The following is a 25,646-nucleotide window of genomic DNA, read 5'->3' as shown; positions in this document are numbered from 1 at the left end:
AATAAGTGTGAACGAACATAGATAAAAATACCGCAGAGAGACTCTGCGGTATTTTTATCATTTATAAATGTGATTGAGGTGGAAGTCCATGGTGAAGGCAGCATATCTGCATATCCCGTTTTGTCATCATATTTGTCACTATTGTGACTTTAATAAAGTGTTTTTCAAAAATCAGCCCGTTATGCCGTATTTGGAAAGCATGCGAGAAGAAATGAAACAGACAGTCGAACGCTATCCAACAACCAATTTAAACACGATATTCGTTGGGGGTGGAACGCCCACAGCCTTAGATGAACAGCAGCTGGAGTATTTTTTAGAATCGATTCGTATGTACCTCCCTTATGACGAAAAAGGTGAGTTTACATTTGAAGCCAATCCGAATGAATTGACAAAAGAAAAGCTTCAGCTTCTCCATGATTATGGCGTGAATCGTTTAAGCATTGGTGTACAAACGTTTAATGAAAGATTATTGGAGAAAATTGGACGTGTGCATTCAAACAGACAGGTATTTGAATGTGTTGAGCAAGCGAGAAAGATTGGAATGTCGAATATAAGCTTAGACTTAATTTATAGCCTGCCAGAACAAACGGTAGCTGATTTCTCTTCGACGCTTCAAACGGCTTTTTCATTAGAGGTAGAGCATATGTCTGCCTATTCGTTGATTATTGAACCTAAAACGGTATTTTATAATCTAATGAACAAGGGGAAGCTGCCGCTGCCTGCTCAAGAAGAAGAAGCAGCGATGTATGAGCTGCTTATGAAAGAAATGGACAAACAAGGTTTTCATCAATACGAAATCAGTAATTTCGCAAAGCCAGGCTACGAGAGTATTCATAATTTAACATATTGGAACAACGACGATTATTACGGAATTGGCGCAGGCGCACATAGCTATATAGACGGAATAAGACGAGCAAATATTGGACCATTAAAAAAGTACATTGATTCGGTCGAGCAAAACGGAAATGCATATCTCAATGAAGTGAGCGTGACCGAGGCTGAAAAAATGGAAGAAGAAATGTTTTTGGGCCTTCGTAAAACGAAAGGAGTCTCAAAAGAGGAGTTTAAGAAAAAATTCAATCGAGAATTAAAAGATGTATTTGGAGAACCTATTCAAGAATACAAAGAGAAAGGACTTCTGGGTGAAGACAATAGCTCAGTCTTTTTAACACACAATGGTCGATTTTTGGGGAATGAAGTTTTTCAAGCCTTTATTGGGATAATCTAATATCAAATCGTTGACATCGCTATAGTGATTTGGTAATTTATTATTAGATTTAGCACTCAGAGTTTTAGAGTGCTAACAGAGGTGATGAAGCGTGCTTACTGATCGACAGTTATTAATTTTACAAGTCATTATTGATGATTTCATTCGATCTGCGCAGCCGGTAGGCTCTCGAACATTATCTAAGAAAGAAGAGTTTAATTTTAGTTCGGCTACGATTCGTAATGAGATGTCAGACCTAGAAGAACTTGGATTTATTGAAAAAACTCATACTTCTTCAGGGCGCGTTCCGTCTGAGAAAGGTTATCGTTATTATGTTGATCATCTAGTGTCCCCGCAGCACTTGAAAGCAAGCGACGTTTCCACGGTGCGTTCGGTATTCGCTGAACGCATTGTAGAACTGGAGCAGCTCGTTCAAAAGTCAGCGCAAATTTTATCTGATTTAACGAGTTTAACGTCTATTGTGCTAGGACCAAAAGCGGTCAGCCATAAGTTAAAACAGCTGCAGATTTTACCTTTAACGGCTCAGTCAGCTGTTGCCATTATTGTGACCGATACAGGACACGTTGAAAGTCGGACGATTACACTGCCGAGCAGTATTCAACCTTCCGATATTGAAAAAATGGTTAACATTTTAAACGAAAAGCTCATCGGCGTTCGCATTACTGATTTACATGATAAAATGTACAAAGAAGTAGCGACGCTCTTAAAAAGCCACATTCAAGGGTATGAGCAGACGATGGATATACTCAATGATGCATTAAAGCTCAACATGAATGGCAAATTAGTAGTTGGCGGCAAAACGAATATGTTTGCTCAGCCGGAATTTCATGATCTTAATAAAATTCGCGGGCTGTTTAACATTATTGAACATGAACAGCAGTTTTATAAGCTGTTAAGCCCAAATGAGGCTGGCATACATGTGAAAATTGGTCATGAAAATAAATTGAATGAAATGGTAGGGTGCAGCTTAATTACAGCTAGTTATTCCTTTGGTCACGAACAGCTTGGCACAATTGCTATACTGGGACCGACCCGCATGGAATATGCGCGTGTGATTAGTTTGCTTACACTGCTGTCATCAGATATGTCTCAAGTATTAACAAACTTGTATAAAGAATAAAGGAATCGGGTGGAATATATTACTTCCATCCTTTCCCTGTGATAAAATAAAAAACGTTGTTTAAAATGTGAAAATGTGTGTAAACATTTAAGGGAGGTGAATGAATTGTCAAACGAAAAGCAAGTAGAAGAACAAAACGAAGAAGTGGTTGAAGAAGTTCAAACAGACGCTGCTGAAGCAACTGAAGCTGAAGTGTCTGAGGAAGTAAACCCTCTTCAACAAGAAAATGATCAATTAAAGCAACAGCTTGAAGAAGAAGAGAATCGCTACTTACGTCTACAAGCTGATTTCGATAATTTCCGTCGTCGTTCACGTCTCGATGCAGAAGCTGCTCAAAAATACCGTGCTCAATCATTAGTTTCGGATATTTTACCAGCACTTGATAACTTCGAACGTGCATTACAAGTTAACACAGCGGACGAACAAACTAAATCTGTGCTGCAAGGTGTAGAAATGGTATACCGTCAATTAGTAGAGGCACTTCAAAAAGAAGGTGTTGAAGCAATTGAATCAGTCGGGAAAACATTCGATCCATACGAGCATCAAGCAGTGATGCAAGTAGAAGACGATGAATACGAACCGAACACGGTAGTAGAAGAGCTTCAAAAAGGTTACAAATTAAAAGATAAAATCATCCGCCCTGCGATGGTTAAAGTGAATCAATAACACTACATATTATGAAGGAGGTCATTGTCAATGAGTAAGATCATTGGTATCGATTTAGGTACAACTAACTCTTGTGTCGCTGTATTAGAAGGCGGCGAACCAAAAGTAATTCCAAATCCAGAAGGAAACCGTACAACGCCATCAGTTGTGGCATTCAAAAACGGTGAGCGTCAAGTTGGGGAAGTAGCGAAACGTCAAGCTATTACAAACCCTAACACAATTATTTCAGTTAAACGTCATATGGGTACAGACCATAAGGTGGAAGCTGAAGGCAAGCAATACACCCCTCAAGAAATGTCAGCTATCATTCTTCAACATTTAAAAGGTTATGCTGAAGAGTATTTAGGTGAGCCTGTAACAAAAGCTGTTATCACAGTTCCTGCTTACTTTAATGATGCTGAGCGTCAAGCAACAAAAGATGCTGGTAAAATTGCTGGTTTAGAAGTAGAGCGTATTATTAACGAGCCTACTGCAGCAGCACTTGCATACGGATTAGAAAAAACAGATGAAGATCAAACAGTTTTAGTTTATGATCTTGGTGGCGGTACGTTTGACGTATCTATTCTAGAACTTGGCGACGGCGTATTTGAAGTTCGCGCAACTGCAGGTGACAACCGCCTTGGTGGTGACGACTTTGACCAAGTAATCATCGACTATTTAGTAGCTGAATTCAAAAAAGAAAACGGCGTTGATTTAAGCAAAGATAAAATGGCGCTTCAACGTTTAAAAGATGCGGCTGAAAAAGCGAAAAAAGATTTATCAGGTGTAACATCTACACAAATTTCTTTACCATTTATCACTGCTGGAGAAGCTGGTCCTCTTCACTTAGAGGTATCTTTATCACGTGCTAAATTTGACGAGTTATCAGCAGGTCTTGTAGAGCGTACAATGGCTCCTGTGCGTCAAGCTTTAAAAGATGCAGGTCTTTCTGCAAGCGAACTTGATAAAGTAATCTTAGTTGGTGGTTCAACTCGTATCCCAGCGGTACAAGATGCAATCAAAAAAGAAACTGGTCAAGATCCTCATAAAGGTGTAAATCCTGATGAAGTAGTTGCACTTGGTGCAGCAATTCAAGGTGGCGTATTAACTGGTGATGTAAAAGACGTTGTATTACTAGACGTAACCCCTTTATCACTAGGTATCGAAACAATGGGTGGCGTATTTACAAAGCTAATTGAGCGTAATACGACGATTCCAACAAGTAAATCACAAGTATTCTCAACGGCTGCAGATAGCCAAACGGCTGTAGATATTCATGTTCTTCAAGGTGAGCGTCCAATGTCTGCAGACAACAAAACGCTAGGTCGTTTCCAGTTAACTGATATTCCACCTGCACCACGCGGAGTACCTCAAATCGAAGTATCATTCGATATTGACAAAAACGGTATCGTAAACGTTCGTGCAAAAGATTTAGGTACAAACAAGGAGCAAGCTATTACAATTAAATCTTCAACAGGTTTATCAGATGATGAAATCGACCGTATGGTAAAAGAAGCGGAAGAAAACGCAGATGCTGATAAGCAACGTAAAGAAGAAGTGGAACTACGCAATGAAGCAGATCAATTAGTGTTTACAACTGAAAAAACATTAAAAGATCTTGAAGGAAAAGTAGAAGAAGCTGAAGTAACAAAAGCTAACGAAGCAAAAGATGCTTTAAAAGCAGCGATTGAAAAGAATGACCTTGAAGAAATCAAAGCGAAAAAAGATGAACTTCAAGAAATCGTTCAAGCGTTAACTGTAAAATTGTATGAGCAAGCTCAACAAGCTCAGCAAGCAGGTGAACAAGGCGCTCAAAATGATGATGTTGTAGATGCAGAGTTTGAAGAAGTAAACGACGACAAAAAATAATGCATCTTGACGACTAACGTGAATGACGCCATGGTGCGATTCACATCTTTTTAAAAAGTCAAAGTCAAGCTTATTTCTTGGCTTTGACTTTTTTAACGTGGAAAAGCGAAAGGGAAAGTTTTTCACTTGGCTCTCTGCGTGCACGGGAGCAATAGAAAGTAACTTTTATGTTGCTATGGAATTATTAATAATGATACAATTACGTTTATGTGAAACGATTCGGGAGTGAGTATTGATGAGTAAGCGAGATTACTATGAAGTACTCGGTATCAGTAAGAGCGCTACAAAAGATGAAATAAAAAAAGCATACCGCAAGCTTTCCAAACAATATCATCCAGATATTAACAAAGCGGAAGATGCTGCTGACAAATTTAAAGAAGTAAAAGAAGCATATGAAGTATTGAGTGATGACCAAAAAAAAGCACAATACGATCAATTTGGTCATACTGATCCAAATCAAGGCTTTGGCGGCTTTGGTGGAGGCGGCTCAGACTTTGGCGGCTTCGGCTTTGAAGATATTTTCAGCTCGATCTTTGGTGGTGGTGGTCGCAGACGTGACCCTAATGCTCCGAGACAAGGTGCCGATTTACAATACACGATGACACTTTCTTTTGAAGAAGCTGTTTTCGGAAAAGAAACAACAATTGAAATTCCACGTGAAGAAACGTGTGAAACATGTCACGGTTCAGGTGCAAAACCTGGAACAAAAGTCGATACATGTTCGCACTGTAATGGTTCAGGTCAGTTAAACGTTGAACAAAACACGCCGTTTGGCCGCGTGGTAAATCGACGTGCGTGTCATCATTGTAATGGTACGGGAAAAATCATTAAAGACAAATGTGCAACGTGCCACGGTGACGGTAAAGTAACAAAACGACGTAAAATTAATGTTAAAATTCCAGCTGGTGTAGATGATGGTCAACAGCTGCGCGTAAGTGCTCAAGGAGAACCAGGGGTAAATGGTGGTCCTCCGGGAGATTTATACGTAGTGTTCCACGTGCGCACTCATGAATTCTTTGAACGTGATGGAGACGATATCTACTGCGAAATGCCTTTGACGTTTGCTCAGGCAGCGCTAGGTGATGAAGTAGAAGTACCAACTCTACACGGCAAGGTGAAGTTGAAGATTCCTGCTGGTACACAAACGGGAACGAAATTCCGTTTAAAAGGAAAAGGTGTGGCAAACGTACGAGGATATGGTCAAGGAGATCAGCATATTCACGTTCGAGTTGTAACTCCAACAAAAATATCAGAAAAACAAAAACAATTATTGCGTGAGTTCGCTGAACTGAGCGGTCAAGAAGCCGTTGATGAGCAGCATGATTCCTTTTTTGCAAAAGTAAAACGAGCAATTAAAGGAGAATAATTGTCTTTCATAGTAAACAGAGACAGGTTGGTAAAGGTACTTTGCCAACCTGTCATCTGTCATGTTCATATTTAAAATCCTATATTACTGAAGGCAGAAAGGATGAAGTTGGTAGCAATGAAATGGTCTGAAATTTGTATTCATACAGCGCAAGAAGCAATTGAACCCATCTCTCATATTTTACATGAATCAGGAGCTAGCGGGGTAGTCATTGAAGATCCTGCTGATTTAGTGAAAGACAGACATACAACTTTTGGTGAAATCTACGATTTAAACGTAGAAGACTACCCAGAAGAAGGTGTAGTGATTAAAGCATATCTTCCAGTTAACAGTTTTTTAGCAGAAACTGTGGATGGTATCAAAAAAGAAATTAATGGACTGCTTGTTTACGACTTTGATTTAGGAGCTAACAAAGTTACGATCAGTGAAGTGAACGAGGAAGAGTGGGCCACTGCTTGGAAAAAATATTACCATCCCGTGAAAATTTCAGAGCGTTTTACGATTGTACCAACTTGGGAAAACTATGAAAAAGTAAGCACAGATGAATTGATTATCGAGCTTGATCCCGGAATGGCTTTTGGGACAGGTACGCATCCAACAACGGTTATGTCTCTTCAAGCATTGGAAAGAACAGTGAAAGCAGGAGATACCGTTATTGACGTGGGTACAGGTTCAGGAGTGCTAAGCATTGGCGCAGCTCTGTTAGGAGCAAGTAATGTACAAGCTCTAGACCTTGATGAAGTAGCGGTACGTTCTGCTCGCGAAAATATTGAACTAAATCAAGTTGGGAACGTCGTAACAGTAGGTCAAAACAACTTATTGCAAGGTATAGAAGGACCGGTTGACATTGTTGTGGCGAATATTCTAGCTGAAGTAATCGTTCGTTTTGTAGACGATGCTGCAAAGGTATTAAAGCCAGGAGGCATGTTCATTACATCAGGTATTATTAGTGCGAAAAAAGAAGATGTCAAAAAAGCGTTAACGGGAGCGGGCTTTGTTATTCAAGAAGTAACGCTTATGGAAGACTGGGTAGCAATTATTGCGCAAAAACAAGCTTAACAAGTGAGAAGGTGTCAAGATGCAACGTTATTTTCTGCCAAATGATCAATTTCAAGAGCAAAGTGTCATAGTGACACAGGATGATGCCCATCATATCTCACGCGTCATGAGAATGAATGAAGGATCACAGTTTATTGCCTGTAATGAACAGGGGCAAGCTGCTTTGTGTGAAATTGAAAATATTTCCGCTAACGAAGTGAAAGCATCTATTATAGAATGGATAAGCGAAGAAAAAGAGCTTCCAGTCCATGTTACAATTGTGAACGGTCTGCCTAAAGGGGATAAGCTCGAGCTTATTATCCAAAAAGGGACAGAACTTGGGGCGTATAAGTTTATCCCTTTTATTGCGGCTCGTTCAGTTGTTAAATGGGATGATAAAAAGAGTCAAAAAAAAGTAGATCGCTGGAACAAGATTGCTAAAGAGGCTGCAGAACAATCTCATCGTACGATTGTACCAGCAGTAGAAGCCCCAATTTCTTTTAAAAAACTAGTAGAAATTAGCGGTGACTATACTCATAAAGTTGTAGCCTATGAAGAAAGAGCAAAGCAAGGAGAAACATCTCATCTGCACGCTGTTCTTTCGGCTTTAAAACCCGGCCATTCCGTGCTTGTGGTTGTAGGCCCCGAGGGTGGTTTGACCGAGCAGGAAGTAGGAGTATTAGAAGAAAATAAATTTACAATAAGCGGATTTGGTCCGCGAATTTTACGAGCAGAAACAGCTCCTTTATATGCGCTGTCTGCTATATCTTATCAAACTGAGTTAATGAGGTGACGATTATGTCAACAGTTGCTTTTCACACGCTAGGGTGTAAAGTAAATCACTATGAAACAGAAGCAATTTGGCAATTGTTCAAAGGCCAAGGCTATGAGCGTGTTGAATATGAACAAGCTGCCGATGTATATGTAATTAATACATGTACGGTAACAAATACAGGAGATAAAAAAAGCCGTCAAGTTATTCGCAGAGCTGTGCGGAAAAATCCAGATGCGGTTATTTGTGTAACTGGGTGTTATGCTCAAACTTCGCCAGCTGAAATTATGGCCATTCCTGGTGTTGATATCGTAGTAGGTACACAAGATCGCGTTAAGATGCTTGATTATATTGAACAATTTAAAAAAGAGCGTCAGCCGATTAACGGCGTAGGAAACATTATGAAAACACGCGTATATGAAGAGCTAGATGTACCGGCTTTTACAGACCGTACGCGTGCTTCATTAAAGATTCAAGAAGGCTGTAACAACTTCTGTACATTCTGTATTATTCCATGGGCGCGCGGTTTAATGCGATCTCGTGATCCTAAAGAAGTAGTAGCACAAGCGCAGCAGCTAGTGGATGCGGGCTATAAAGAAATCGTGTTAACAGGTATTCACACTGGCGGATACGGAGAAGACATGAAAGATTACAATCTTGCCCAGCTTCTTCGTGATTTAGAGTCTCAAGTAAAAGGATTAAAACGCATTCGTATTTCGTCAATTGAAGCAAGTCAAATTACGGACGAAGTGATTGAGGTACTAGATCAATCAGAAATGGTTGTACGTCATTTGCATATTCCTCTTCAATCAGGTTCAAATACGGTATTGAAGCGCATGCGTCGTAAGTATACAATGGAGTTCTTTGGTGAGCGCTTAAACCGTCTGAAAGAAGCTCTTCCTGGATTAGCGATTACATCCGATGTTATTGTTGGCTTCCCAGGTGAAACAGAAGAAGAGTTTATGGAGACGTATAACTTTATTAAAGAGCACGGTTTTTCAGAGCTTCATGTATTCCCGTATTCTAAACGTACAGGTACGCCAGCGGCTCGTATGACCGACCAAATTGATGAAGAAGTAAAAAATCAACGTGTGCATCGTTTAATCGAACTTTCAAATCAATTGGCAAAAGAATATGCTTCAACGTTTGAAGGAGAAGTACTAGAAGTAATTCCGGAAGAAAAATATAAAGAAGACCCTGAAAGTGGTTTATACGTAGGATATACCGATAACTACTTAAAGGTTGTGTTTAAAGCGTCTGAAGAAATGGTTGGAAAGCTTGTAAAAGTTAAAATTACAAAAGCTGGATATCCGTACAATGAAGGTGAGTTTGTTCGCGTGCTAGATGAGGTTCATCTTCAAGATCAGGTAAAAATGAGCTCATAACACTTATTGGAAAGCTGCGTGTTTACGCAGCTTTTTTCATACGTATAAAACAGCTGAGTGAGTAATGTTTTATCAAGAAAGTTCATAAAATAAAGGGGGAATAACTGCATTACTTTATGTAAAGCGGTTGACCTTAAGGAATCATTATATTATAATTGCAAAAGACATGTCTAACATGTCATTTCATTATGATGTTAGTGGTTTTGTTCGGAGGGAGGGAATTAGAATGTCAAGAACAGTTGTTCGTAAAAACGAATCGCTTGAAGATGCTCTTCGTCGCTTCAAACGTTCAGTTTCAAAAACTGGTACGTTACAAGAAGCAAGAAAGCGCGAATTCTATGAAAAGCCTAGCGTAAAGCGTAAGAAGAAATCTGAAGCTGCTAGAAAACGCAAGTTCTAATAAGAGGGTGGATTTATGAGTCTTCTCGAGCGTTTAAATAGTGATATGAAACAAGCGATGAAAAACAAAGAGAAAGAGAAGCTTGGGGTCATTCGTATGGTCAAAGCATCTCTTCAAAACGAAGCCATTAAGTTAGGGACTGACCTAACTGAAGCAGACGAGTTGACGGTTATTTCTCGCGAATTCAAACAACGTAAAGACTCCCTCCATGAATTTGAGAAAGCAGGTCGTCAAGATCTTGTTGATAAAATTCATTCTGAATTAGCGGTTTTAGAAGTTTACGCTCCTAAACAGCTAACCGAAGAAGAGTTATCTGAAATTATTAAAACGACGATTGAAGAAACGCAGTCTTCCTCTAAAGCTGATATGGGGAAAGTTATGGGAGCGCTTATGCCGAAAGTAAAAGGCAAAGCGGATGGCTCTCTTGTTAATAAGCTTGTCCTTCAACACTTATCATAAAAAACACCTTACCTTGTGTAAGGTGTTTTTTATATGGATAATAATCGAACTTATGTTTTGTTTTTCGAGTGTAAAGAAGAAAATAGATAAATTTTAAAAAATTTGAAACTATTGTTAAAGTTATACGTATATACAGGTACATACTCATACTATCTATGGAAGGAGGGAAGTGTATTCGGTGAAAACCTTATTTTCTTTCGCGTGCTTTCTTATTTTAGCCACTGGGTTATTCCCCACTATTAGCACCGCTGACGTGAAGCGCGTACACGTTATTCCTGTCAATAAAACGGTAGAAAATGGATTGCTTTCTTTTTTAAACAGATCCATTGAAGATGCGGAAAATGACGGTGCAGATTTGATTATATTGGACATAGATACTCCTGGAGGAGCTGTAGATGCAGCTTCTGAAATAGCTAAAAGCTTAACCTCAACACCTATTCCTACCGCTGCTTTTGTCGATAAAAAAGCATTATCAGCCGGAGCGTATATTGCACTTAACGCCGATCAAATTTATATGACACCCGGTTCTACAATGGGATCGGCAGCTGTGATTGACCAACAGGGAAATGCAGCAGGAAAAAAAGCTCAGTCTTATTGGTTATCGGCTATGAAGAGCGCAGCAGAACAAAATAACCGAAACCCTAAATATGCAGAAGCGATGGCAAACACGAAGATGGTAATACCTGAGCTCAACTTAAAAGGAAACGAATTGCTGACGCTCACTCCGAAGCAAGCCGAGCAAGTTGGTTATTCAGAAGGAACTGTAAAAAATTTAGATGATCTTCTGAGCGTACTTGGCTATGAAGATGCTAAACTGACGTATGCAAAAATGAGTGTAAGTGAACAAATTGCTCGTTTTCTTACCCATCCGCTTGTTGTTCCCATTTTATTATCCATTGGTGCTTTAGGAATTGTAATTGAATTGTTCACGCCTTCATTTGGTATTGCGGGCTCTATTGGAATAGCTTCACTTCTTTTATTTTTCTATGGTCATATGGTAGCAGGATTAGCAGGAATGGAAGCCCTCGTTTTATTTATAGCAGGAATTATACTGCTTTTGTTAGAGATTGTAGTACCAGGCGGAGTTTTAGGACTGCTAGGGCTTGGAGCTATCATTTTAAGTTTTTTTATGTCAACAGATAATAATATCGAAATGGGAATTTCTCTTGTAATTGCAATAGTGGTGGCACTGGGAGGTGCGTTTGTGATGATGAAATTTTTTAAAAGAAAGCTTACACCTTTCAAAAAAATGGTGCTTAATGATTCACTTAATACTGAATCTGGCTACGTGTCGAATCAAAATCGTTATGAATTAATAGGAAAACAAGGTAAAACAACGACACCGCTTCGTCCTTCAGGTACCGTGCTCATCGATGAAGAGTATGTGGATGTAGTCACTGAAGGCGGATATTTAGACAAAGGTGTGTTAGTAAATATTATAAAAGTAGAGGGATCAAGGGTTGTGGTGCGGAAGCTTACAGAGCCTTTGAAAAAGGAGGACCTTAATTAATGGAAGTAGGTAGCGTATTGTTTTTTGTAGTTATTGGTCTAGCAATTATTGCTTTAGCTGTTTTTTTTACTTTTGTACCGATTATGCTATGGATTTCAGCATTAGCAGCAGGCGTTCGTATTAGTATTTTCACACTGGTCGGAATGAGACTTCGTCGAGTGATACCATCTCGCGTTGTGAACCCGTTAATTAAAGCAAGTAAAGCAGGTTTAGGTATTACCATTAATCAATTAGAAAGCCACTATTTAGCAGGCGGTAACGTTGACCGTGTGGTAAATGCGTTGATTGCAGCGCACCGAGCAAATATTGAGTTGACATTTGAGCGCGGAGCAGCTATCGACTTAGCGGGCCGTGATGTGCTAGAAGCTGTACAAATGAGCGTTAATCCAAAAGTTATTGAAACACCTTTTATTGCAGGGGTGGCTATGGATGGAATCGAAGTCAAAGCAAAAGCTCGAATTACCGTTCGTGCAAACATTGATCGACTAGTAGGGGGAGCCGGAGAAGAAACGATTATTGCCCGTGTTGGCGAGGGGATTGTTTCTACAATCGGTTCGCAAAAAGATCACAAAAAAGTATTGGAAAATCCCGATATGATTTCTCAAACGGTGTTAGGAAAAGGACTGGATTCAGGAACAGCGTTTGAAATCTTATCCATTGATATTGCTGACATCGATATTGGGAAAAATATTGGGGCAGTTCTTCAAACAGACCAAGCGGAAGCAGATAAAAATATTGCACAAGCAAAAGCCGAAGAACGTCGTGCTATGGCCGTTGCTCAAGAACAAGAAATGCGTGCAAAAGTAGAGGAAATGCGTGCAAAAGTAGTAGAGGCAGAAGCAGAAGTACCGTTAGCGATGGCAGAAGCACTGCGCTCTGGCAATATTGGCGTCATGGATTATATGAATATTCAAAACTTGACTGCTGATACGGATATGCGTGATTCAATTGGAAAAATGTCTAAAGAAGACGATGAGAAATAATGAATCAGCTTAACAAGGAGGTTTTCTCCTAATGAATATCGTTGAAACGCTTATTAAACTAATTATTAATAATGCTTTCATTTTTGTCATCGTTGGAGGGATTATTTTTAACGTTGTGCAGCGTTTTATAGCTCAGTCGAAAGAGGAAGAACAGCAGCGTTCTAAAAGAGCTCCTATGCCTCCTGTAAACAATCCTTCAAGGCGGGAAAGACCTAGATATCGACCTGTCAAAGAAGAGCCAAAAACAGCTCGTAGGGAGCCGGAAACTGTTCTTTCAGCAGAAACAAATCCTTTGCAAGAAAAATTGGAAGAGCTAAAAAATCGTTCGTATCATGAACCGTCTATTCAAAAGAAAATCACAGTTGACAAACCAAAAATCACGGGTGAGAAAAACGTTTTCAAGCCCATTTCTCGTAAAGAAGCTGTTCAAGGAGTGGTATGGTCCGAAATTCTAGGGCCTCCAAAATCGAAACAACGTAAATATAAACGATAAATAGATGTGATACATTAACCTCCTTTCTCATAAACATGAGATGAAAGGGGGTTCTTTTTATGAGCAAAAAGTGGAGACACCAAATGAAAAGATGGATGACAAAAACAATGGAACTACCCGCTGATGTATTAATGGATCTTCCCCGTATTACGTTAGTTGGACAAATACACATTTATATTGAAAACCATAAAGGTTTATTAGCCTTTTCTGATACTGAAATACGCGTGTTACTAAAACAGGGACAAATGTTAATTCGAGGTGAAGGACTGGTCATTAAAGTAATACTGCCAGAAGAACTGGTTTTAGAAGGTAAAATCAATCAAGTTCTTTATTTAGAACAATAACACAAGGAGGAAAAAAATGAAGAATGGATGGACAAACTTTGTTATTGGTACCGTACGTATTCGAATTGTTGGAAAAGGAATTGAACGTTTTTTAAATAATTGTGTGAGACAACAGATTATGATTTCGAATGTCCATAAAGTTGACGGTCAACTAGCAACAGCAACGATATTATTGAAAGATGTAAAGAAAATTCGTATACTAATTCGCAACGCAGATTGTAAAATTTATTTTATAAGAGGCAGAGGTTTTCCTTTTTTAACAAAACGAGTGATCAAAAATAGTGGATTTGCTTTAGGTTTTCTTTCTTTTTTTATTATTCTTGGTTTGCTTTCCAACATGGTGTGGAAAGTGGAAATTAGCGGTGCAGAACCACAAACAGAACATCAAATGACTAAGCAGCTTGCCAAAATAGGTGTAAAAAGAGGAGAGTTTCAATTTCTGTTAGAAAGTCCTGAAAAAATTCAGCGCTATTTAACGGATAATATGAACAATATTACCTGGGTGGGAGTAGAAGTGCGCGGCACTTCTTATCACTTCCAAGTGGTTGAAAAAAATGAGCCCAAGCCTCAGCAAAAAACACCTTACCAACATTTGATTGCTAAAAAGAAAGCCATTATTACGAATTTGTTTGTCGAAAAAGGACAACCTTTAGTCAAGGTTAATGATTTTGTCAATGAAGGCGAGGTCCTAGTTTCCGGTATTATTGGAAACGAAAAAAATAAAAAGGTAGTAGCTGCTAAAGGGAAAGTCTACGGTGAAACATGGTATAAGTCTGAGGTGGAAGTGCCTTTAAAAACTAATTTTCAGGTATTAACGGGTAATGGATATACGAAGCACTATTTAGATTTTCAAGCTTTTAAAATGCCTCTTTGGGCTTTTAACAAAGAAAAATACGCCTCAAAGGTGACAGAAAAAGTGGAGCATCCACTCTATTTTTTTAAATGGAAATTACCTCTGTCGTATGAGAAAGTTGCTGTACGAGAAGAACAAAACTCGCAGCGCGTCTATTCTAAACAAGAGGCGGTGGAAAAAGCTTTGGAAATCGGTCGAAAAAAATTACTATCAACTTTAGGTGAGGATGCTAAAATAAAAGGTGAAAAAGTTTTGCACCAAGAACAGGACAATGGTAAAGTTAGATTATCAATACATTACCAAGTTATAGAAAATATTGCGAACACTCAACCAATTATTCAAGGAGATTGATGAATGTCAGAACAGCTAGTAACAATTAACGTACAACTTGATGATTCAAACGAAGCCATTTCATTATTTGGCGTACAAGATTCGAATTTAAAGCGAATTGAAGAAGAAATGCAGGTCTCTATCATTTCAAGAGGTGAGACTGTTGTAGTCTCCGGAAGTACAGAAAATGTTCAGCTAGTGGAAGAAATGCTTAAAAAGTTACTGAACATTATCCGAAAAAATATTTCCATATCTGAACGAGATGTTGTGTATGCGATTCAATTAGCTAAGAAAAATTCTCTTGAGTTTTTTGAAGATGTATATGAAGAAGAGATTGGTAAAAATGTAAAAGGTAAGACTATTCGTGTTAAGACATTAGGACAAAGTCAATACATTTCGTCTATTAAGAAAAATGATTTGGTATTTGGAATTGGGCCTGCTGGTACCGGTAAAACGTATTTAGCCGTTGTCATGGCCGTTAATGCTCTTAAAAATGGTCACGTACAGCGTATTATTTTAACACGTCCTGCTGTTGAAGCAGGTGAAAGTCTTGGCTTCTTGCCAGGAGATTTGAAAGAAAAAGTAGATCCGTACTTGCGGCCTCTGTACGATGCATTACATGATGTATTAGGAACAGAACATACGCAACGCCTAATCGAACGCGGAGTTATTGAAATAGCACCCCTTGCTTATATGCGAGGTCGTACACTAGATGATGCGTTTGTTATCTTAGACGAAGCGCAAAACACCACGATGGCGCAAATGAAGATGTTTTTAACACGACTAGGATTTGGGTCTAAAATGGTGATTACAGGAGATATTTCACAAATTGATTTACCAAAAGGAGCTCAGTCTGGTCTAGCGGCTGTCTCGAAAATCCTGACCAATGTTAAAGGTATTTCATTTGTTCATCTAGAACAGTCAGATGTTGTGCGCCATCCACTTGTGGGACGCATCATTCAAGCGTACGAACAAGCTGACCAAAAGACCCTTTCTTAATAGGGTCTATTTTTTGTAAAAGGGGGTACGTTTGTGTCAACGTTTCGGATAATCAAGCAAACAATGGCACAGATCGAGCGATTACGGTTAATTCAAATTGGGTTATATGCCTTGTTAGGTGTAATGATGTTTGCGTCTATGTATAGCAATGTAAAGCCGCAGGAATTAGATCTCAGATTACTATCTATTTCCCCGCAAACCATTTACTCACCCGTTACCATTGAAGATAAAGAAAGCACAGAGAAAAAACGGGCAGAGGCAGAACAAGCCGTTGAAGATGTGTATACACAAAAAACAGAATACGCACAGAACCAAGTCGATCTTGTTGCATCTATTTTTGATGCGATGATGGAAGTTAATACAGAATATGAAAAAGAAGATCATGAAGATGACAGTATCGATGCCGTATTAAAAACCAAACAAAAAATGCTAGAGGACAAGCTTCCTGAAGACATTCAAAAAAACTTGCCAAAAGATACCATTAAGCAGCTGCTTCAGTCTTCTAACAGTGATTTATCGATTGCGAAAGATGCTGTAGTCACGGCCGTTCATCATGTGATGAAAGATCAAGTGAAGATTAGCGATGTAGAAGAGAAAAAAGATCAAGTAGAAAGTCAGCTTGTTTACACCAATGTCAGCAATTCTCTAAAGGATTCAATGAATGCAATTGCTAAATTCGCTATCATTCCAAATGTGATTTATGATCCACAAAAAACAGCTGAAAACCGTCAAGCAGCTGTGGAAAAAGTGGAGCCTGTCCGAATCAAACAAGGCCAGATTATTGTAGAAGAAAATCAGCTTATTAATCCTGATATATATCGTCAGCTCCAGCTCGCGGGATTGTTGAATAATAAAGGCTCTATTCAGCCTTTTGCAGGGTTAGCTTTGCTGATTGTAATGATGATAGCGGGCCTCATTTACTATTTGCGTGAATTTCACACCAAGACATATCAGCCCTTGCTGTTGTATGTATTGGTAGCAACCATTACGATTGGCCTCATGAAAATCTTAAGCTTGTTTCAGCAAATTGATTTATCAGAAATTGGTTTCTTAGCTCCTGTTGCGGTGGGAGGTTTGCTGATTCGAATTTTAATGGATGAACGTATTGCTATTTTATCAAGCGTTGTATTTGCTATTTGTGGAAGCATTATTTTTAATGGTGAATTGACAACCTCGTTTAATATGAACATTGGGATCTACTTTTTAATTAGCAATATTGCTGCTATTTTATTTTTAAGCAGGCAGCACAGACGTTCACGGATTTTGCAGGCAGGTCTATTTGTGGCTATGGTAAACGTAATTATCAGCTTTGCTATTATTTTCATTAAAAATGGCCAAATCGGCACTGTAGAGCTTGGCTATTACAGCATGATGTCAATTGCATCTGGTGTTATTGCTTCCGTTTTAACTATAGGTTTGCTTCCGTTTTTTGAAAGTGGATTTGGCATTTTATCTACGATGAAGCTGATTGAATTATCGAGTCCTAATCATCCGCTATTACGCAAAATCTTAACCGAAACACCCGGAACATACCATCACAGCGTAATGGTGGCAAACTTATCTGAAGCGGCGTGCGAAACGATAGGAGCTAACGGTTTATTAGCGAGAGTCGGGGCTTATTACCACGATATTGGTAAAACGAAGCGACCGCAGTATTTTATTGAAAATCAAATGAATATTACTAATCCGCATGATAAACTAAGTCCTAAGACTAGTAAAAATATTATAATCGCACATGCTACAGATGGAGCTACCATTTTGCGAAATCACAAGTTTCCAAAAGAGATTGTAGATATTGCAGAGCAGCATCACGGAACGACTTTGCTCAAGTTTTTTTATCATAAGGCACTTGAACAAACAGAAGAAAAAATTGATGAAAAAGAATATCGCTATCCTGGACCAAAGCCTCAGTCGAAAGAAGCAGCGGTTATTTGCATAGCTGATAGTGTAGAAGCAGCCGTAAGGTCAATGTCCAATCCGACTCCGGAAAAAATTGAGAACTTGGTGCGAAATATTATTAAAGATCGCTTGCAGGATGAGCAGCTTAGCGAGTGTAACGTAACGCTTAAAGAGCTAGAGTTAATTCGCCAAGCACTATGTGAAACTTTAAATGGGATTTTTCATTCCCGAATCGAATATCCAGAGATAAAAAAAGAGAAGGTGAAGGTATGAGTTTAGTTATTGATTTTATTGATGAAACAAACGAAGTAAGTGAAGAACAGCAAAAAGAGCTTGAGCAGCTGCTTGAAGCTGCTGCTATATATGAAAATCTGCAAGAGGATGCAGAAGTATCCGTTACATTTGTGGATAATGATCGAATTCAAGAAATCAATCATCAATACCGCCATAAAAATCAGCCAACGGATGTAATATCGTTTGCGCTAGAAGAAATGGGCGAAGATGAAATGCAAATTATCGGAGATGAGATGCCAAGAGTCCTAGGGGACATTGTCATTTCGATTCCAAAAGCTCATGAGCAAGCAGAAGAATACAATCACTCGTTTATGAGGGAGCTAGGATTCTTAACGGTTCACGGTTTCTTGCACTTGCTTGGATATGACCATGAAACATCAGAAGATGAAAAAGAGATGTTTACACGTCAAAAAGATATTTTAGAACAATATGGACTCTCGCGATAAAAAAGGGATAGCTAAAGTTGTCAGTAGCTTTGGTTATGCAATAGAAGGGTTTCTCTATGTTTGTAAAACACAGAGAAATATGCAAATTCACGTAGCAGCTTCTTTCATCGTCCTTCTCTTAGGCGCCGTGCTGTCAATTACAGCTGGTGAATGGACGGTTGTGCTGCTTCTGATTGCAGGCATGTTCAGCTTGGAGTTAATGAATACAGCAGTTGAAAAAGTTGTCGATCTAGTTTCTCCTGAATATCACATACTAGCAAAACACGCAAAAGATGCAGCCGCAGCCGCGGTGTTGGTCTATGCGTGTTTTGCTGTCCTTATAGGAGGAATTATTTTCTTAAAGTATTTGTTTTAAGAAGGATTCTTTTTGGTTCTTTACACCCCCGTGGTATAATAAAAAAGGACAAGTTAAAAGACATGTAGAAGCGCAAAAAGGAGAGCGGATAAATGGATAAGACCGGACTGATTGATGAAGCGAAAAAAGCTCGTGAAATGGCTTATGTACCTTATTCAAAATTTAAAGTTGGTGCAGCTTTATTGACGAAAGATGGAAAGGTTTATCGCGGCTGCAATATTGAAAATGCAGCTTATAGCATGTGCAATTGTGCTGAGCGTACGGCTTTATTTAAAGCCTATTCAGAAGGAGATAAAGAGTATGCAGCACTTGCTGTAGTAGCTGATACTGATCGTCCTGTTTCTCCGTGTGGAGCATGCAGACAAGTAATCTCTGAGCTTTGTCCAAAAGAAATGAAAGTTATATTAACTAATTTAAAAAATGACATACAAGAATTAACTGTGGAAGAATTACTTCCAGGAGCATTTTCATCGGAGGATTTACATGAGTAATAATGAATTTAAGTCAGGTTTTGTTTCAATTATTGGAAGACCAAACGTAGGGAAATCAACTTTTTTGAACCGAGTAATTGGTCAAAAGATTGCGATTATGAGTGACAAACCGCAAACAACTAGAAATAAAATTCAGGGTGTGTACACGGAAGATCAGGCGCAGATTGTGTTTATTGATACACCAGGAATTCATAAACCAAAGCATAAATTAGGCGACTTTATGATGAAGGTAGCGCAAAATACGCTTAAAGAAGTAGATTTAATTTTATTTATGATTAACGCAACAGAAGGCTTAGGTCGAGGCGATGAATTTATTATCGAGCGTTTAAAGGACACAAAAACGCCTGTTTTCCTTGTGATTAATAAAATTGATGAAATTCACCCAGACGAATTGTTTTCAATTATCACGAATTATAAAGACTTATATCCTTTTGCTGAAATTGTGCCAATTTCAGCTTTACAAGGAAATAACGTGGGGCGTTTGCTTGATCAAATTAAGCAGCGATTGCCGGAAGGTCCGCAATATTATCCGGCAGATCAAGTAACTGATCACCCAGAGCGCTTTATTATTACGGAATTAATTCGTGAAAAAGTACTGCATGCAACGAGGGAAGAAATACCTCATTCTATTGCCGTTGTGATGGATTCTATGCAAAGACGAGATAATGGTGCTGTTTACGTGGGCGCTACAATTATCGTCGAAAGAGATTCACAAAAAGGCATCGTAATTGGAAAGCAAGGAAAGATGTTAAAAGAGGTAGGAAGAAAAGCAAGAGCAGACATTGAAGCCCTCTTAGGTTCAAAAGTATTTTTAGAACTATGGGTAAAAGTTCAAAAAGATTGGCGAAACCGAGCGTCGCATCTCCGTGACTTTGGATTTAGAGAAGACGAATATTAATCATTTGTGTTCTTGTTTGCGTCGATTTATATCCCTTCATAAAAGAAGGTAATTTGTAAAAAATTGTGTTACATGATTTTACGTCGGAAGGCTATTCTAAACATAAGGAATTGAAATATGTATCTGATCTTTATGGTTAGAAAGGTGGGAGTTCTATGTTGAATTTTACTTGGAACATTTTTTCACAAACAGGTAGCATTGATACTTATCTCATTTTTAAGGAACTTGAAAATGAAGTGAAAGAAAGACCCGAAACATATGAGGACAACAGCGAAAGTCTCAATTCTCCCTTGTCTTAGCCTTCTGTAAGATGGCGGTGATGATGATTGTTTAAAAAGTGTGAAGGAATTGTCATTCGAACGAATGATTACGGTGAATCAAATAAAATTGTCACCATTTATTCACGTGAACTCGGAAAAGTGGGTCTCATGGCAAGAGGGGCAAAAAAGCCCAGTAGTCGCTTAGCTTCCGTCACACAATTATTTACGTATGGATACTTTTTTATACAAGCAGGTTCAGGAATGGGCACTCTCCATCAAGGAGAAGTTATCTCATCTATGAGAAGCATACGCGAAGATATCTTCACAACAGCGTATGCTTCTTATATTCTTGAATTAACGGATAAAGCTACTGAGAACAATAAACCAAATCCATTTCTATTTGAACTGCTGCACCAAACCATTCATTATATGAACGAAGAGTATGATGCAGAGATCTTAACATTTATTTATGAAATGAAAATGTTAAACGTTCTAGGTCTTCATCCTACATTAAATGAATGTGCAGTCTGCCATCGAGGTGAAGGAACATTTCATTTTTCCATTCGAGAAGGCGGGTTTATTTGTCATCGGTGCTTAGAAAAAGATCCTTATCATTTGAAAATTAGTCCGATGACGGTTAAACTATTAAGGCTATTTTATTACATTGATTTAAAGCGATTAGGTTCTATTTCTGTTAAGCCCGAAACAAAAAAACAATTAAAGTTCGTAATTGATCAATATTACGAAGAATATTCAGGATTGTTTTTAAAAACAAAGCGGTTTTTGAATCAGATGGAGTCTTTAAAACAATCGCTGTCTGATGAGAAATAGAAAAGATAATCAGTGATATGCAAGGAATTGCTGTCGCTAGGGTGCCTCGTAGTGTGTAGGGGACACCCTTTTTACTGTGGAGCGAAGGGGTAGCTTCGCTTATTGTAAGCGTAATGCCTGCTTTTTTTGAGAAGCCGTGGTAAAATAAACGGCATTCTAAAAAGATAAAATGCTAAAATTAATCAGTTATAGCTTTTACTTTTGCTTAAAAAGTATATAATGTTTTATAAATAGTATGTCACATTTAATGATTAGGTGGTGAGTACAATCGAACTGAACAAACGACAAGAACAAATTTTGCAAATTGTCAAAGACGAAGGCCCTATTACAGGCGAGCATATTGCAGATCAGCTTAGCCTTACGCGGGCAACACTAAGACCGGACTTGGCTATTTTAACAATGGCTGGTTATTTAGAAGCGCGACCGCGCGTAGGTTACTTTTACACAGGTAAAACAGGAGCACAGCTTCTTACAGATAAAATAAAAAAAATACAGGTGCAAGAATATCAGTCTATCCCGGTGGTTGTGAACGAAAATGTGTCAGTATATGATGCTATTTGTACAATGTTTCTAGAAGACGTGGGGACCCTTTTTGTAGTGGATGAGAAATCCCAGCTAGTGGGAGTACTGTCGCGTAAAGATTTATTGCGCGCGAGTATCGGAAAGCAAGAGCTCACATCTATTCCTGTTCATATTATTATGACGAGAATGCCCAACATTACATATTGCTATCGCGAAGATTTGTTAATTGATATTGCTAAGATCTTAATTGAAAAACAGATTGATGCTATGCCCGTTATTAAAGAGGGAGACGGCAATTTTGAAGTGGTGGGACGCATTACCAAAACAAATATTACAAAATTACTAGTAGCATTAGCAAATGATGAAGTATTATAAGTGAAAAAGGATTAAAAAGGGGATGCACAAAATATGAACAACCCATGTCTTTATGTCATTTCGGATTCTGTAGGTGAGACAGCTGAACTAGTTGTAAAGGCTGCATCAAGTCAGTTCAATATGACGGACTTTGTAATTAAAAGAGTGCCTTACGTAGAGGACATCGCAACACTTTCAGAAGTGGTTTCAGTAGCGAAGATGAACAATGCTATTATTGGCTTTACGCTAGTAAAGCCCGAAATGAGAGAATTTTTAATTCAAGAAGCGTCCAAGAACGGGGTAGAGGTATTTGATATTATTGGACCTTTAATTGATAAAATTCAATCTTCTTATCAACTTTCTCCTCGCTATGAGCCTGGAATGGCTAGAAAATTAGACGAAGATTATTTTAAGAAAGTAGAAGCAATTGAATTTGCAGTGAAATATGATGATGGTCGTGACCCGAGAGGCATTCTTAGAGCGGATATTGTATTAATCGGTGTATCAAGAACATCTAAAACACCTCTTTCTCAATTTTTAGCACACAAGCGTTTGAAAGTAGCCAATGTTCCGATTGTACCTGAGGTAGATCCACCAGAAGAGCTGTTTCATGTATCACCTGAGAAATGTATAGGACTTACTATTAGTCCTGAAAAGTTAAACGATATTCGTAAAGAACGTTTAAAGTCTCTTGGGCTAAACGATAAAGCAATTTATGCTAATATTGGTCGTATTAAAGAAGAACTTGAATTTTTCCAAGGGATTGTAGATAAGATTGGCTGTGAAGTGGTGGACGTATCTAACAGAGCCGTAGAAGAAACAGCTGGTATCATTCTTAATACCATCAAAAAGAAATAAACGATAGATCTCCTCTGTGCGTGACATAAAGGAGATTGCTTTCTTATGTTTGTATGCTGTAAGCCTAAGAAAATATCCCAAAGATGAATATGACAGAACTTTTAAAAACAAGTGACTTTAGTATAGAAAATATAGGTTGTTTATATTATAATAAAAAATTGTGATAAAAAAGAATAGTTTTAGGTTTAGACTTTGTTAAGAACGAATAAACTATTTATATAAAAGTCAAGTCAAAATCGAAAAAAGTATTCGACAAATGCCATCTACAGGAAATAACAAATTGTTAGAAGGAATCTCTGGAGGGATGTAGAATACAGAGTTATAGCAAAAGAAAAAGTAAAGTTTTTGTCGATGCTGATGCATGCCCTGTTAAAGCAGAAATCGTTGAACTTACACATACATATGACATCGATCTTGTGTTTGTTGCTTCCTATGCTCACATGCAAACAAATCCTACACCAGGAAAATGGGTCTATGTGGATGCAGAAAAGGAAGCCGCAGATTTATATATTTTAAATCACGCAGTCAAGCAGGATATTGTGGTAACTCAAGATACTGGCTTAGCAAGCATGTTAGTAAGTCGAGGGGTTTACGCACTGTCTCCTCGTGGAAAGTACTATAATGACGACGAAATGAATACGGTGCTTTTCTTTCGTTATGTTTCTGCAAAAGAGCGACGGTCAGGCCGTCATACTAAAGGCCCAAAGGCATTTAGTGAAGAAGATCGCCAGCATTTCATTCAAGCTTTTGAAAAAATGTTGTCGAAACTTGCAGGAATTTAGCACTTAGTGAAGAATATTATATGAAATACGGAGCTGTTACTATGGCAAATCGAATTCCTGATGAAGTAATCGACCGTATTCGGCATTCAGTAGATATTGTCGACGTCATAAGCGATTATGTACAACTAAAAAAACAAGGGCGCAATTATTTTGGACTCTGTCCGTTTCATGGGGAAAGCACACCGTCTTTTTCAGTATCGCCTGATAAACAAATTTATCATTGCTTTGGATGTGGTGCAGGGGGGAATTCATTTTCATTCATAATGGAATTAGAAGGACTGTCCTTCACAGAAGCAGCTCAGCAGCTTGCTGAAAAAGGAGATATTCCTTTCGAACATGAGATACATCCTCATGAAGAAGATAATCAAAAGCCTAGCAATAAAATGATTGAAGCACACGAGCTTTTAAAGAAATTTTACCATCATTTATTGGTAAATACAAAAGAAGGCCAAGATGCTTATGATTATTTAATAAATCGAGGGTTTTCACGAGAAATTATCGATGAATTTGAGATAGGTTTTGCTTTAGATTCGTGGGAATTTGTAAGTAAGTTCTTAACAAAACGTGGGTTTAATCCGCAAGAGATGGAACATGCAGGTTTAATCATTAAACGCAACCAAGATGAAACGTACTTTGATCGTTTTCGTGATCGAATTATGTTTCCTATTGCTGACTTGCAAGGCAAAACAATTGCATTTTCAGGTCGCCTGCTAAAAGAGATAAAAGGGCAGCCTAAATATTTAAACAGTCCCGAAACTTCTATTTTTAACAAAAGTCGCACACTCTACAACTTTCACCGCGCTAAAAAACATATACGCAAAAATCAGCAGGTTATTTTATTTGAAGGATTTGCAGATGTTATTTCGGCTGTTAAAGCTGGGTGCCCGAACGCAATTGCAACAATGGGAACTACCTTAACAGAAGAACAAGCCAAGATTATTCGCCGAAATGTAGAGTCCGTTATCATTTGCTATGATGCAGATTCTGCCGGAATTGAAGCAGCGCACAAAGCAACTGCTATCTTAACAAATGTAGGTTGTACCGTTAAGATTGCTGTGATGCCGGATGGTTATGACCCGGATGATTATATTAAAGAATACGGGGCAGAGAAGTTTCAAAATGATGTTATTAATAGCAGCTTGACCTTTATGGCATTTCAAATGAGGTATCTCCGCCGAAAACGAAATCTACAAAATGAATCTGAACGTATGCAATACATTGAAGACGTTTTGAAAGAAATAAGCCTCCTTACGAAAGCTGTAGAGCGAGATCATTATTTACGCCAATTGGCACAAGAGTTTTCCATTTCATTAGATGCGCTTAAAGAACAGCAGTATCAAGTGTATCGAACTGAAAAAAAGAAAAAGGATAATGATTCTCCAAATCGAAATAATATAAATAGACAACCAGTCGTAAAGAGAAGCTTATTACCGGCTTATCAAAATGCAGAACGTTTTTTGATCGCTCATATGTTGAAAGATAAGGATGTAGCATTTAGAATTCAAGACCGACTTCAAGGTCAGTTCAATGTTGAGGAACATCGTGCGCTTGTTCTATATTTGTATGCTTATTACGAGGAAGGACACGAGCCTAATCCGAGCGGATTTATCGAACGGTTGCCCGAGTCTTCGTTGTCTAGTCTAGCTTCAGAATTGGCGATGATGTCAATCAATGATGAATTGTCGGAGCAAGCTTTAAATGATTATATCCAAACGATATTGATTTACCCACAAAGGGTAGCGATAGAAAAAAAAGAAGCAGAAAAGCAAGAAGCAGAGCGTCAAAAAGATTATTTAAAAGCTGCGACAATAGCAATGGAAATTTTACAGTTAAAAAAAACGTTAAAATAAACGATATTGCGT

At 38.4% G+C, this 25,646-nt stretch carries 27 protein-coding genes; all 27 read left to right on the top strand.

Going from position 1 to position 25,646, the window contains the following annotated elements:
* Positions 1 to 88 precede the first annotated feature (88 nt).
* The 27 genes from hemW (at position 89) to dnaG (ending at position 25,634) form a co-directional block, all read left to right on the top strand.
* Complete coding sequence (gene hemW / locus OK414_RS23935) at positions 89 to 1,228, top strand: radical SAM family heme chaperone HemW (RefSeq protein WP_016765599.1); 1,140 nt, start codon at positions 89 to 91, stop codon at positions 1,226 to 1,228.
* Positions 1,229 to 1,319: 91 nt separating this feature from the next.
* Positions 1,320 to 2,348 carry a heat-inducible transcriptional repressor HrcA gene (gene hrcA / locus OK414_RS23930; RefSeq protein ID WP_013059244.1) on the top strand — a complete coding sequence of 343 codons (1,029 nt, stop codon included), beginning with the start codon at positions 1,320 to 1,322 and terminating at the stop codon, positions 2,346 to 2,348.
* 105 nt (positions 2,349 to 2,453) lie between these two features.
* Entirely contained in the window at positions 2,454 to 3,014 is a 561-nt protein-coding gene (grpE, locus tag OK414_RS23925; protein WP_016765598.1) for a nucleotide exchange factor GrpE, read from the top strand.
* Between the two features lie 30 nt (positions 3,015 to 3,044).
* Entirely contained in the window at positions 3,045 to 4,862 is a 1,818-nt protein-coding gene (gene dnaK / locus OK414_RS23920) for a molecular chaperone DnaK (protein WP_013059242.1), read from the top strand.
* A gap of 235 nt (positions 4,863 to 5,097) precedes the next feature.
* Entirely contained in the window at positions 5,098 to 6,228 is a 1,131-nt protein-coding gene (gene dnaJ, locus OK414_RS23915; protein ID WP_013059241.1) for a molecular chaperone DnaJ, read from the top strand.
* A 117-nt stretch (positions 6,229 to 6,345) separates the two neighbouring features.
* Positions 6,346 to 7,287 (top strand): 50S ribosomal protein L11 methyltransferase, encoded by a 942-nt coding sequence (gene prmA, locus OK414_RS23910; protein WP_263045111.1) that lies wholly within the window; start codon positions 6,346 to 6,348, stop codon positions 7,285 to 7,287.
* A 19-nt stretch (positions 7,288 to 7,306) separates the two neighbouring features.
* Positions 7,307 to 8,059, top strand: coding sequence for a 16S rRNA (uracil(1498)-N(3))-methyltransferase (locus tag OK414_RS23905; protein WP_034648864.1), 753 nt, complete (start codon positions 7,307 to 7,309; stop codon positions 8,057 to 8,059).
* Positions 8,060 to 8,064: 5 nt separating this feature from the next.
* A complete protein-coding gene (gene mtaB / locus OK414_RS23900) occupies positions 8,065 to 9,423 on the top strand; it encodes a tRNA (N(6)-L-threonylcarbamoyladenosine(37)-C(2))-methylthiotransferase MtaB (protein WP_034648865.1) in 1,359 nt (452 codons plus the stop codon).
* A 226-nt stretch (positions 9,424 to 9,649) separates the two neighbouring features.
* Positions 9,650 to 9,823, top strand: coding sequence for a 30S ribosomal protein S21 (rpsU, locus tag OK414_RS23895; protein ID WP_013059237.1), 174 nt, complete (start codon positions 9,650 to 9,652; stop codon positions 9,821 to 9,823).
* A gap of 15 nt (positions 9,824 to 9,838) precedes the next feature.
* On the top strand, positions 9,839 to 10,282 hold the full coding sequence (locus tag OK414_RS23890) for a GatB/YqeY domain-containing protein (RefSeq protein ID WP_013059236.1): 444 nt from the start codon (positions 9,839 to 9,841) through the stop codon (positions 10,280 to 10,282).
* Between the two features lie 178 nt (positions 10,283 to 10,460).
* Complete coding sequence (locus tag OK414_RS23885; protein ID WP_263045110.1) at positions 10,461 to 11,792, top strand: NfeD family protein; 1,332 nt, start codon at positions 10,461 to 10,463, stop codon at positions 11,790 to 11,792.
* The gene (gene floA, locus OK414_RS23880; RefSeq protein ID WP_013059234.1) at positions 11,792 to 12,775 is read left to right on the top strand and encodes a flotillin-like protein FloA; all 984 of its coding nucleotides are present in this window, start codon (positions 11,792 to 11,794) and stop codon (positions 12,773 to 12,775) included. The genes OK414_RS23885 and floA overlap by 1 nt, the downstream gene beginning before the upstream one ends.
* Positions 12,776 to 12,806: 31 nt before the next feature.
* Positions 12,807 to 13,268, top strand: a complete 462-nt coding sequence (locus tag OK414_RS23875) for a hypothetical protein (RefSeq protein ID WP_016765593.1) — start codon at positions 12,807 to 12,809, stop codon at positions 13,266 to 13,268.
* A 59-nt stretch (positions 13,269 to 13,327) separates the two neighbouring features.
* Complete coding sequence (yqfC, locus tag OK414_RS23870) at positions 13,328 to 13,612, top strand: sporulation protein YqfC (RefSeq protein WP_013059232.1); 285 nt, start codon at positions 13,328 to 13,330, stop codon at positions 13,610 to 13,612.
* A 16-nt stretch (positions 13,613 to 13,628) separates the two neighbouring features.
* Positions 13,629 to 14,816 (top strand): sporulation protein YqfD, encoded by a 1,188-nt coding sequence (yqfD, locus tag OK414_RS23865; protein WP_263045109.1) that lies wholly within the window; start codon positions 13,629 to 13,631, stop codon positions 14,814 to 14,816.
* 3 nt (positions 14,817 to 14,819) lie between these two features.
* Entirely contained in the window at positions 14,820 to 15,794 is a 975-nt protein-coding gene (locus OK414_RS23860) for a PhoH family protein (protein WP_034648869.1), read from the top strand.
* Between the two features lie 63 nt (positions 15,795 to 15,857).
* Positions 15,858 to 17,966, top strand: a complete 2,109-nt coding sequence (locus OK414_RS23855) for an HD family phosphohydrolase (protein ID WP_026106700.1) — start codon at positions 15,858 to 15,860, stop codon at positions 17,964 to 17,966.
* Entirely contained in the window at positions 17,963 to 18,433 is a 471-nt protein-coding gene (gene ybeY / locus OK414_RS23850) for an rRNA maturation RNase YbeY (RefSeq protein ID WP_014458190.1), read from the top strand. Before OK414_RS23855 ends, ybeY begins: the two co-directional genes overlap by 4 nt.
* On the top strand, positions 18,417 to 18,788 hold the full coding sequence (locus OK414_RS23845) for a diacylglycerol kinase family protein (RefSeq protein ID WP_016765589.1): 372 nt from the start codon (positions 18,417 to 18,419) through the stop codon (positions 18,786 to 18,788). The genes ybeY and OK414_RS23845 overlap by 17 nt, the downstream gene beginning before the upstream one ends.
* 92 nt (positions 18,789 to 18,880) lie before the next feature.
* Positions 18,881 to 19,279 carry a cytidine deaminase gene (locus OK414_RS23840; protein ID WP_013059226.1) on the top strand — a complete coding sequence of 133 codons (399 nt, stop codon included), beginning with the start codon at positions 18,881 to 18,883 and terminating at the stop codon, positions 19,277 to 19,279.
* Positions 19,272 to 20,177, top strand: a complete 906-nt coding sequence (gene era / locus OK414_RS23835; protein ID WP_016765588.1) for a GTPase Era — start codon at positions 19,272 to 19,274, stop codon at positions 20,175 to 20,177. The genes OK414_RS23840 and era overlap by 8 nt, the downstream gene beginning before the upstream one ends.
* Before the next feature lie 155 nt (positions 20,178 to 20,332).
* Positions 20,333 to 20,476, top strand: a complete 144-nt coding sequence (locus OK414_RS23830) for a YqzL family protein (protein WP_014458193.1) — start codon at positions 20,333 to 20,335, stop codon at positions 20,474 to 20,476.
* Positions 20,477 to 20,503: 27 nt separating this feature from the next.
* Positions 20,504 to 21,268 (top strand): DNA repair protein RecO, encoded by a 765-nt coding sequence (recO, locus tag OK414_RS23825; protein WP_014458194.1) that lies wholly within the window; start codon positions 20,504 to 20,506, stop codon positions 21,266 to 21,268.
* A 258-nt stretch (positions 21,269 to 21,526) separates the two neighbouring features.
* Positions 21,527 to 22,165, top strand: a complete 639-nt coding sequence (locus OK414_RS23820) for a helix-turn-helix transcriptional regulator (RefSeq protein ID WP_025750542.1) — start codon at positions 21,527 to 21,529, stop codon at positions 22,163 to 22,165.
* A 33-nt stretch (positions 22,166 to 22,198) separates the two neighbouring features.
* Positions 22,199 to 23,002 (top strand): pyruvate, water dikinase regulatory protein, encoded by an 804-nt coding sequence (locus tag OK414_RS23815; protein WP_013059222.1) that lies wholly within the window; start codon positions 22,199 to 22,201, stop codon positions 23,000 to 23,002.
* A gap of 311 nt (positions 23,003 to 23,313) precedes the next feature.
* Positions 23,314 to 23,784 (top strand): YaiI/YqxD family protein, encoded by a 471-nt coding sequence (locus tag OK414_RS23810; RefSeq protein ID WP_026106699.1) that lies wholly within the window; start codon positions 23,314 to 23,316, stop codon positions 23,782 to 23,784.
* Positions 23,785 to 23,825: 41 nt separating this feature from the next.
* Positions 23,826 to 25,634: a DNA primase gene (gene dnaG, locus OK414_RS23805; protein ID WP_263045108.1), complete on the top strand. Its 1,809-nt coding sequence runs from the start codon at positions 23,826 to 23,828 to the stop codon at positions 25,632 to 25,634.
* Positions 25,635 to 25,646 lie beyond the last annotated feature (12 nt).

The organism is Priestia sp. JV24 (genome assembly GCF_025910025.1).
Classification (GTDB): domain Bacteria; phylum Bacillota; class Bacilli; order Bacillales; family Bacillaceae_H; genus Priestia; species Priestia megaterium.
This window is presented reverse-complemented; position numbering and strand designations above follow the sequence as displayed.

Bases quoted from the DNA above. Each gene is read 5' to 3' on its own strand.
- hemW (WP_016765599.1), top strand. From the start codon at position 89: ATGGTGAAGGCAGCATATCTGCATATCCCGTTTTGTCATCATATTTGT.
- dnaK (WP_013059242.1), top strand. From the start codon at position 3,045: ATGAGTAAGATCATTGGTATCGATTTAGGTACAACTAACTCTTGTGTC.
- dnaJ (WP_013059241.1), top strand. From the start codon at position 5,098: ATGAGTAAGCGAGATTACTATGAAGTACTCGGTATCAGTAAGAGCGCT.
- prmA (WP_263045111.1), top strand. From the start codon at position 6,346: ATGAAATGGTCTGAAATTTGTATTCATACAGCGCAAGAAGCAATTGAA.
- OK414_RS23905 (WP_034648864.1), top strand. From the start codon at position 7,307: ATGCAACGTTATTTTCTGCCAAATGATCAATTTCAAGAGCAAAGTGTC.
- mtaB (WP_034648865.1), top strand. From the start codon at position 8,065: ATGTCAACAGTTGCTTTTCACACGCTAGGGTGTAAAGTAAATCACTAT.
- rpsU (WP_013059237.1), top strand. From the start codon at position 9,650: ATGTCAAGAACAGTTGTTCGTAAAAACGAATCGCTTGAAGATGCTCTT.
- OK414_RS23890 (WP_013059236.1), top strand. From the start codon at position 9,839: ATGAGTCTTCTCGAGCGTTTAAATAGTGATATGAAACAAGCGATGAAA.
- floA (WP_013059234.1), top strand. From the start codon at position 11,792: ATGGAAGTAGGTAGCGTATTGTTTTTTGTAGTTATTGGTCTAGCAATT.
- OK414_RS23875 (WP_016765593.1), top strand. From the start codon at position 12,807: ATGAATATCGTTGAAACGCTTATTAAACTAATTATTAATAATGCTTTC.
- yqfC (WP_013059232.1), top strand. From the start codon at position 13,328: ATGAGCAAAAAGTGGAGACACCAAATGAAAAGATGGATGACAAAAACA.
- yqfD (WP_263045109.1), top strand. From the start codon at position 13,629: ATGAAGAATGGATGGACAAACTTTGTTATTGGTACCGTACGTATTCGA.
- OK414_RS23860 (WP_034648869.1), top strand. From the start codon at position 14,820: ATGTCAGAACAGCTAGTAACAATTAACGTACAACTTGATGATTCAAAC.
- OK414_RS23855 (WP_026106700.1), top strand. From the start codon at position 15,858: ATGGCACAGATCGAGCGATTACGGTTAATTCAAATTGGGTTATATGCC.
- ybeY (WP_014458190.1), top strand. From the start codon at position 17,963: ATGAGTTTAGTTATTGATTTTATTGATGAAACAAACGAAGTAAGTGAA.
- OK414_RS23845 (WP_016765589.1), top strand. From the start codon at position 18,417: ATGGACTCTCGCGATAAAAAAGGGATAGCTAAAGTTGTCAGTAGCTTT.
- OK414_RS23840 (WP_013059226.1), top strand. From the start codon at position 18,881: ATGGATAAGACCGGACTGATTGATGAAGCGAAAAAAGCTCGTGAAATG.
- era (WP_016765588.1), top strand. From the start codon at position 19,272: ATGAGTAATAATGAATTTAAGTCAGGTTTTGTTTCAATTATTGGAAGA.
- OK414_RS23830 (WP_014458193.1), top strand. From the start codon at position 20,333: ATGTTGAATTTTACTTGGAACATTTTTTCACAAACAGGTAGCATTGAT.
- OK414_RS23815 (WP_013059222.1), top strand. From the start codon at position 22,199: ATGAACAACCCATGTCTTTATGTCATTTCGGATTCTGTAGGTGAGACA.
- dnaG (WP_263045108.1), top strand. From the start codon at position 23,826: ATGGCAAATCGAATTCCTGATGAAGTAATCGACCGTATTCGGCATTCA.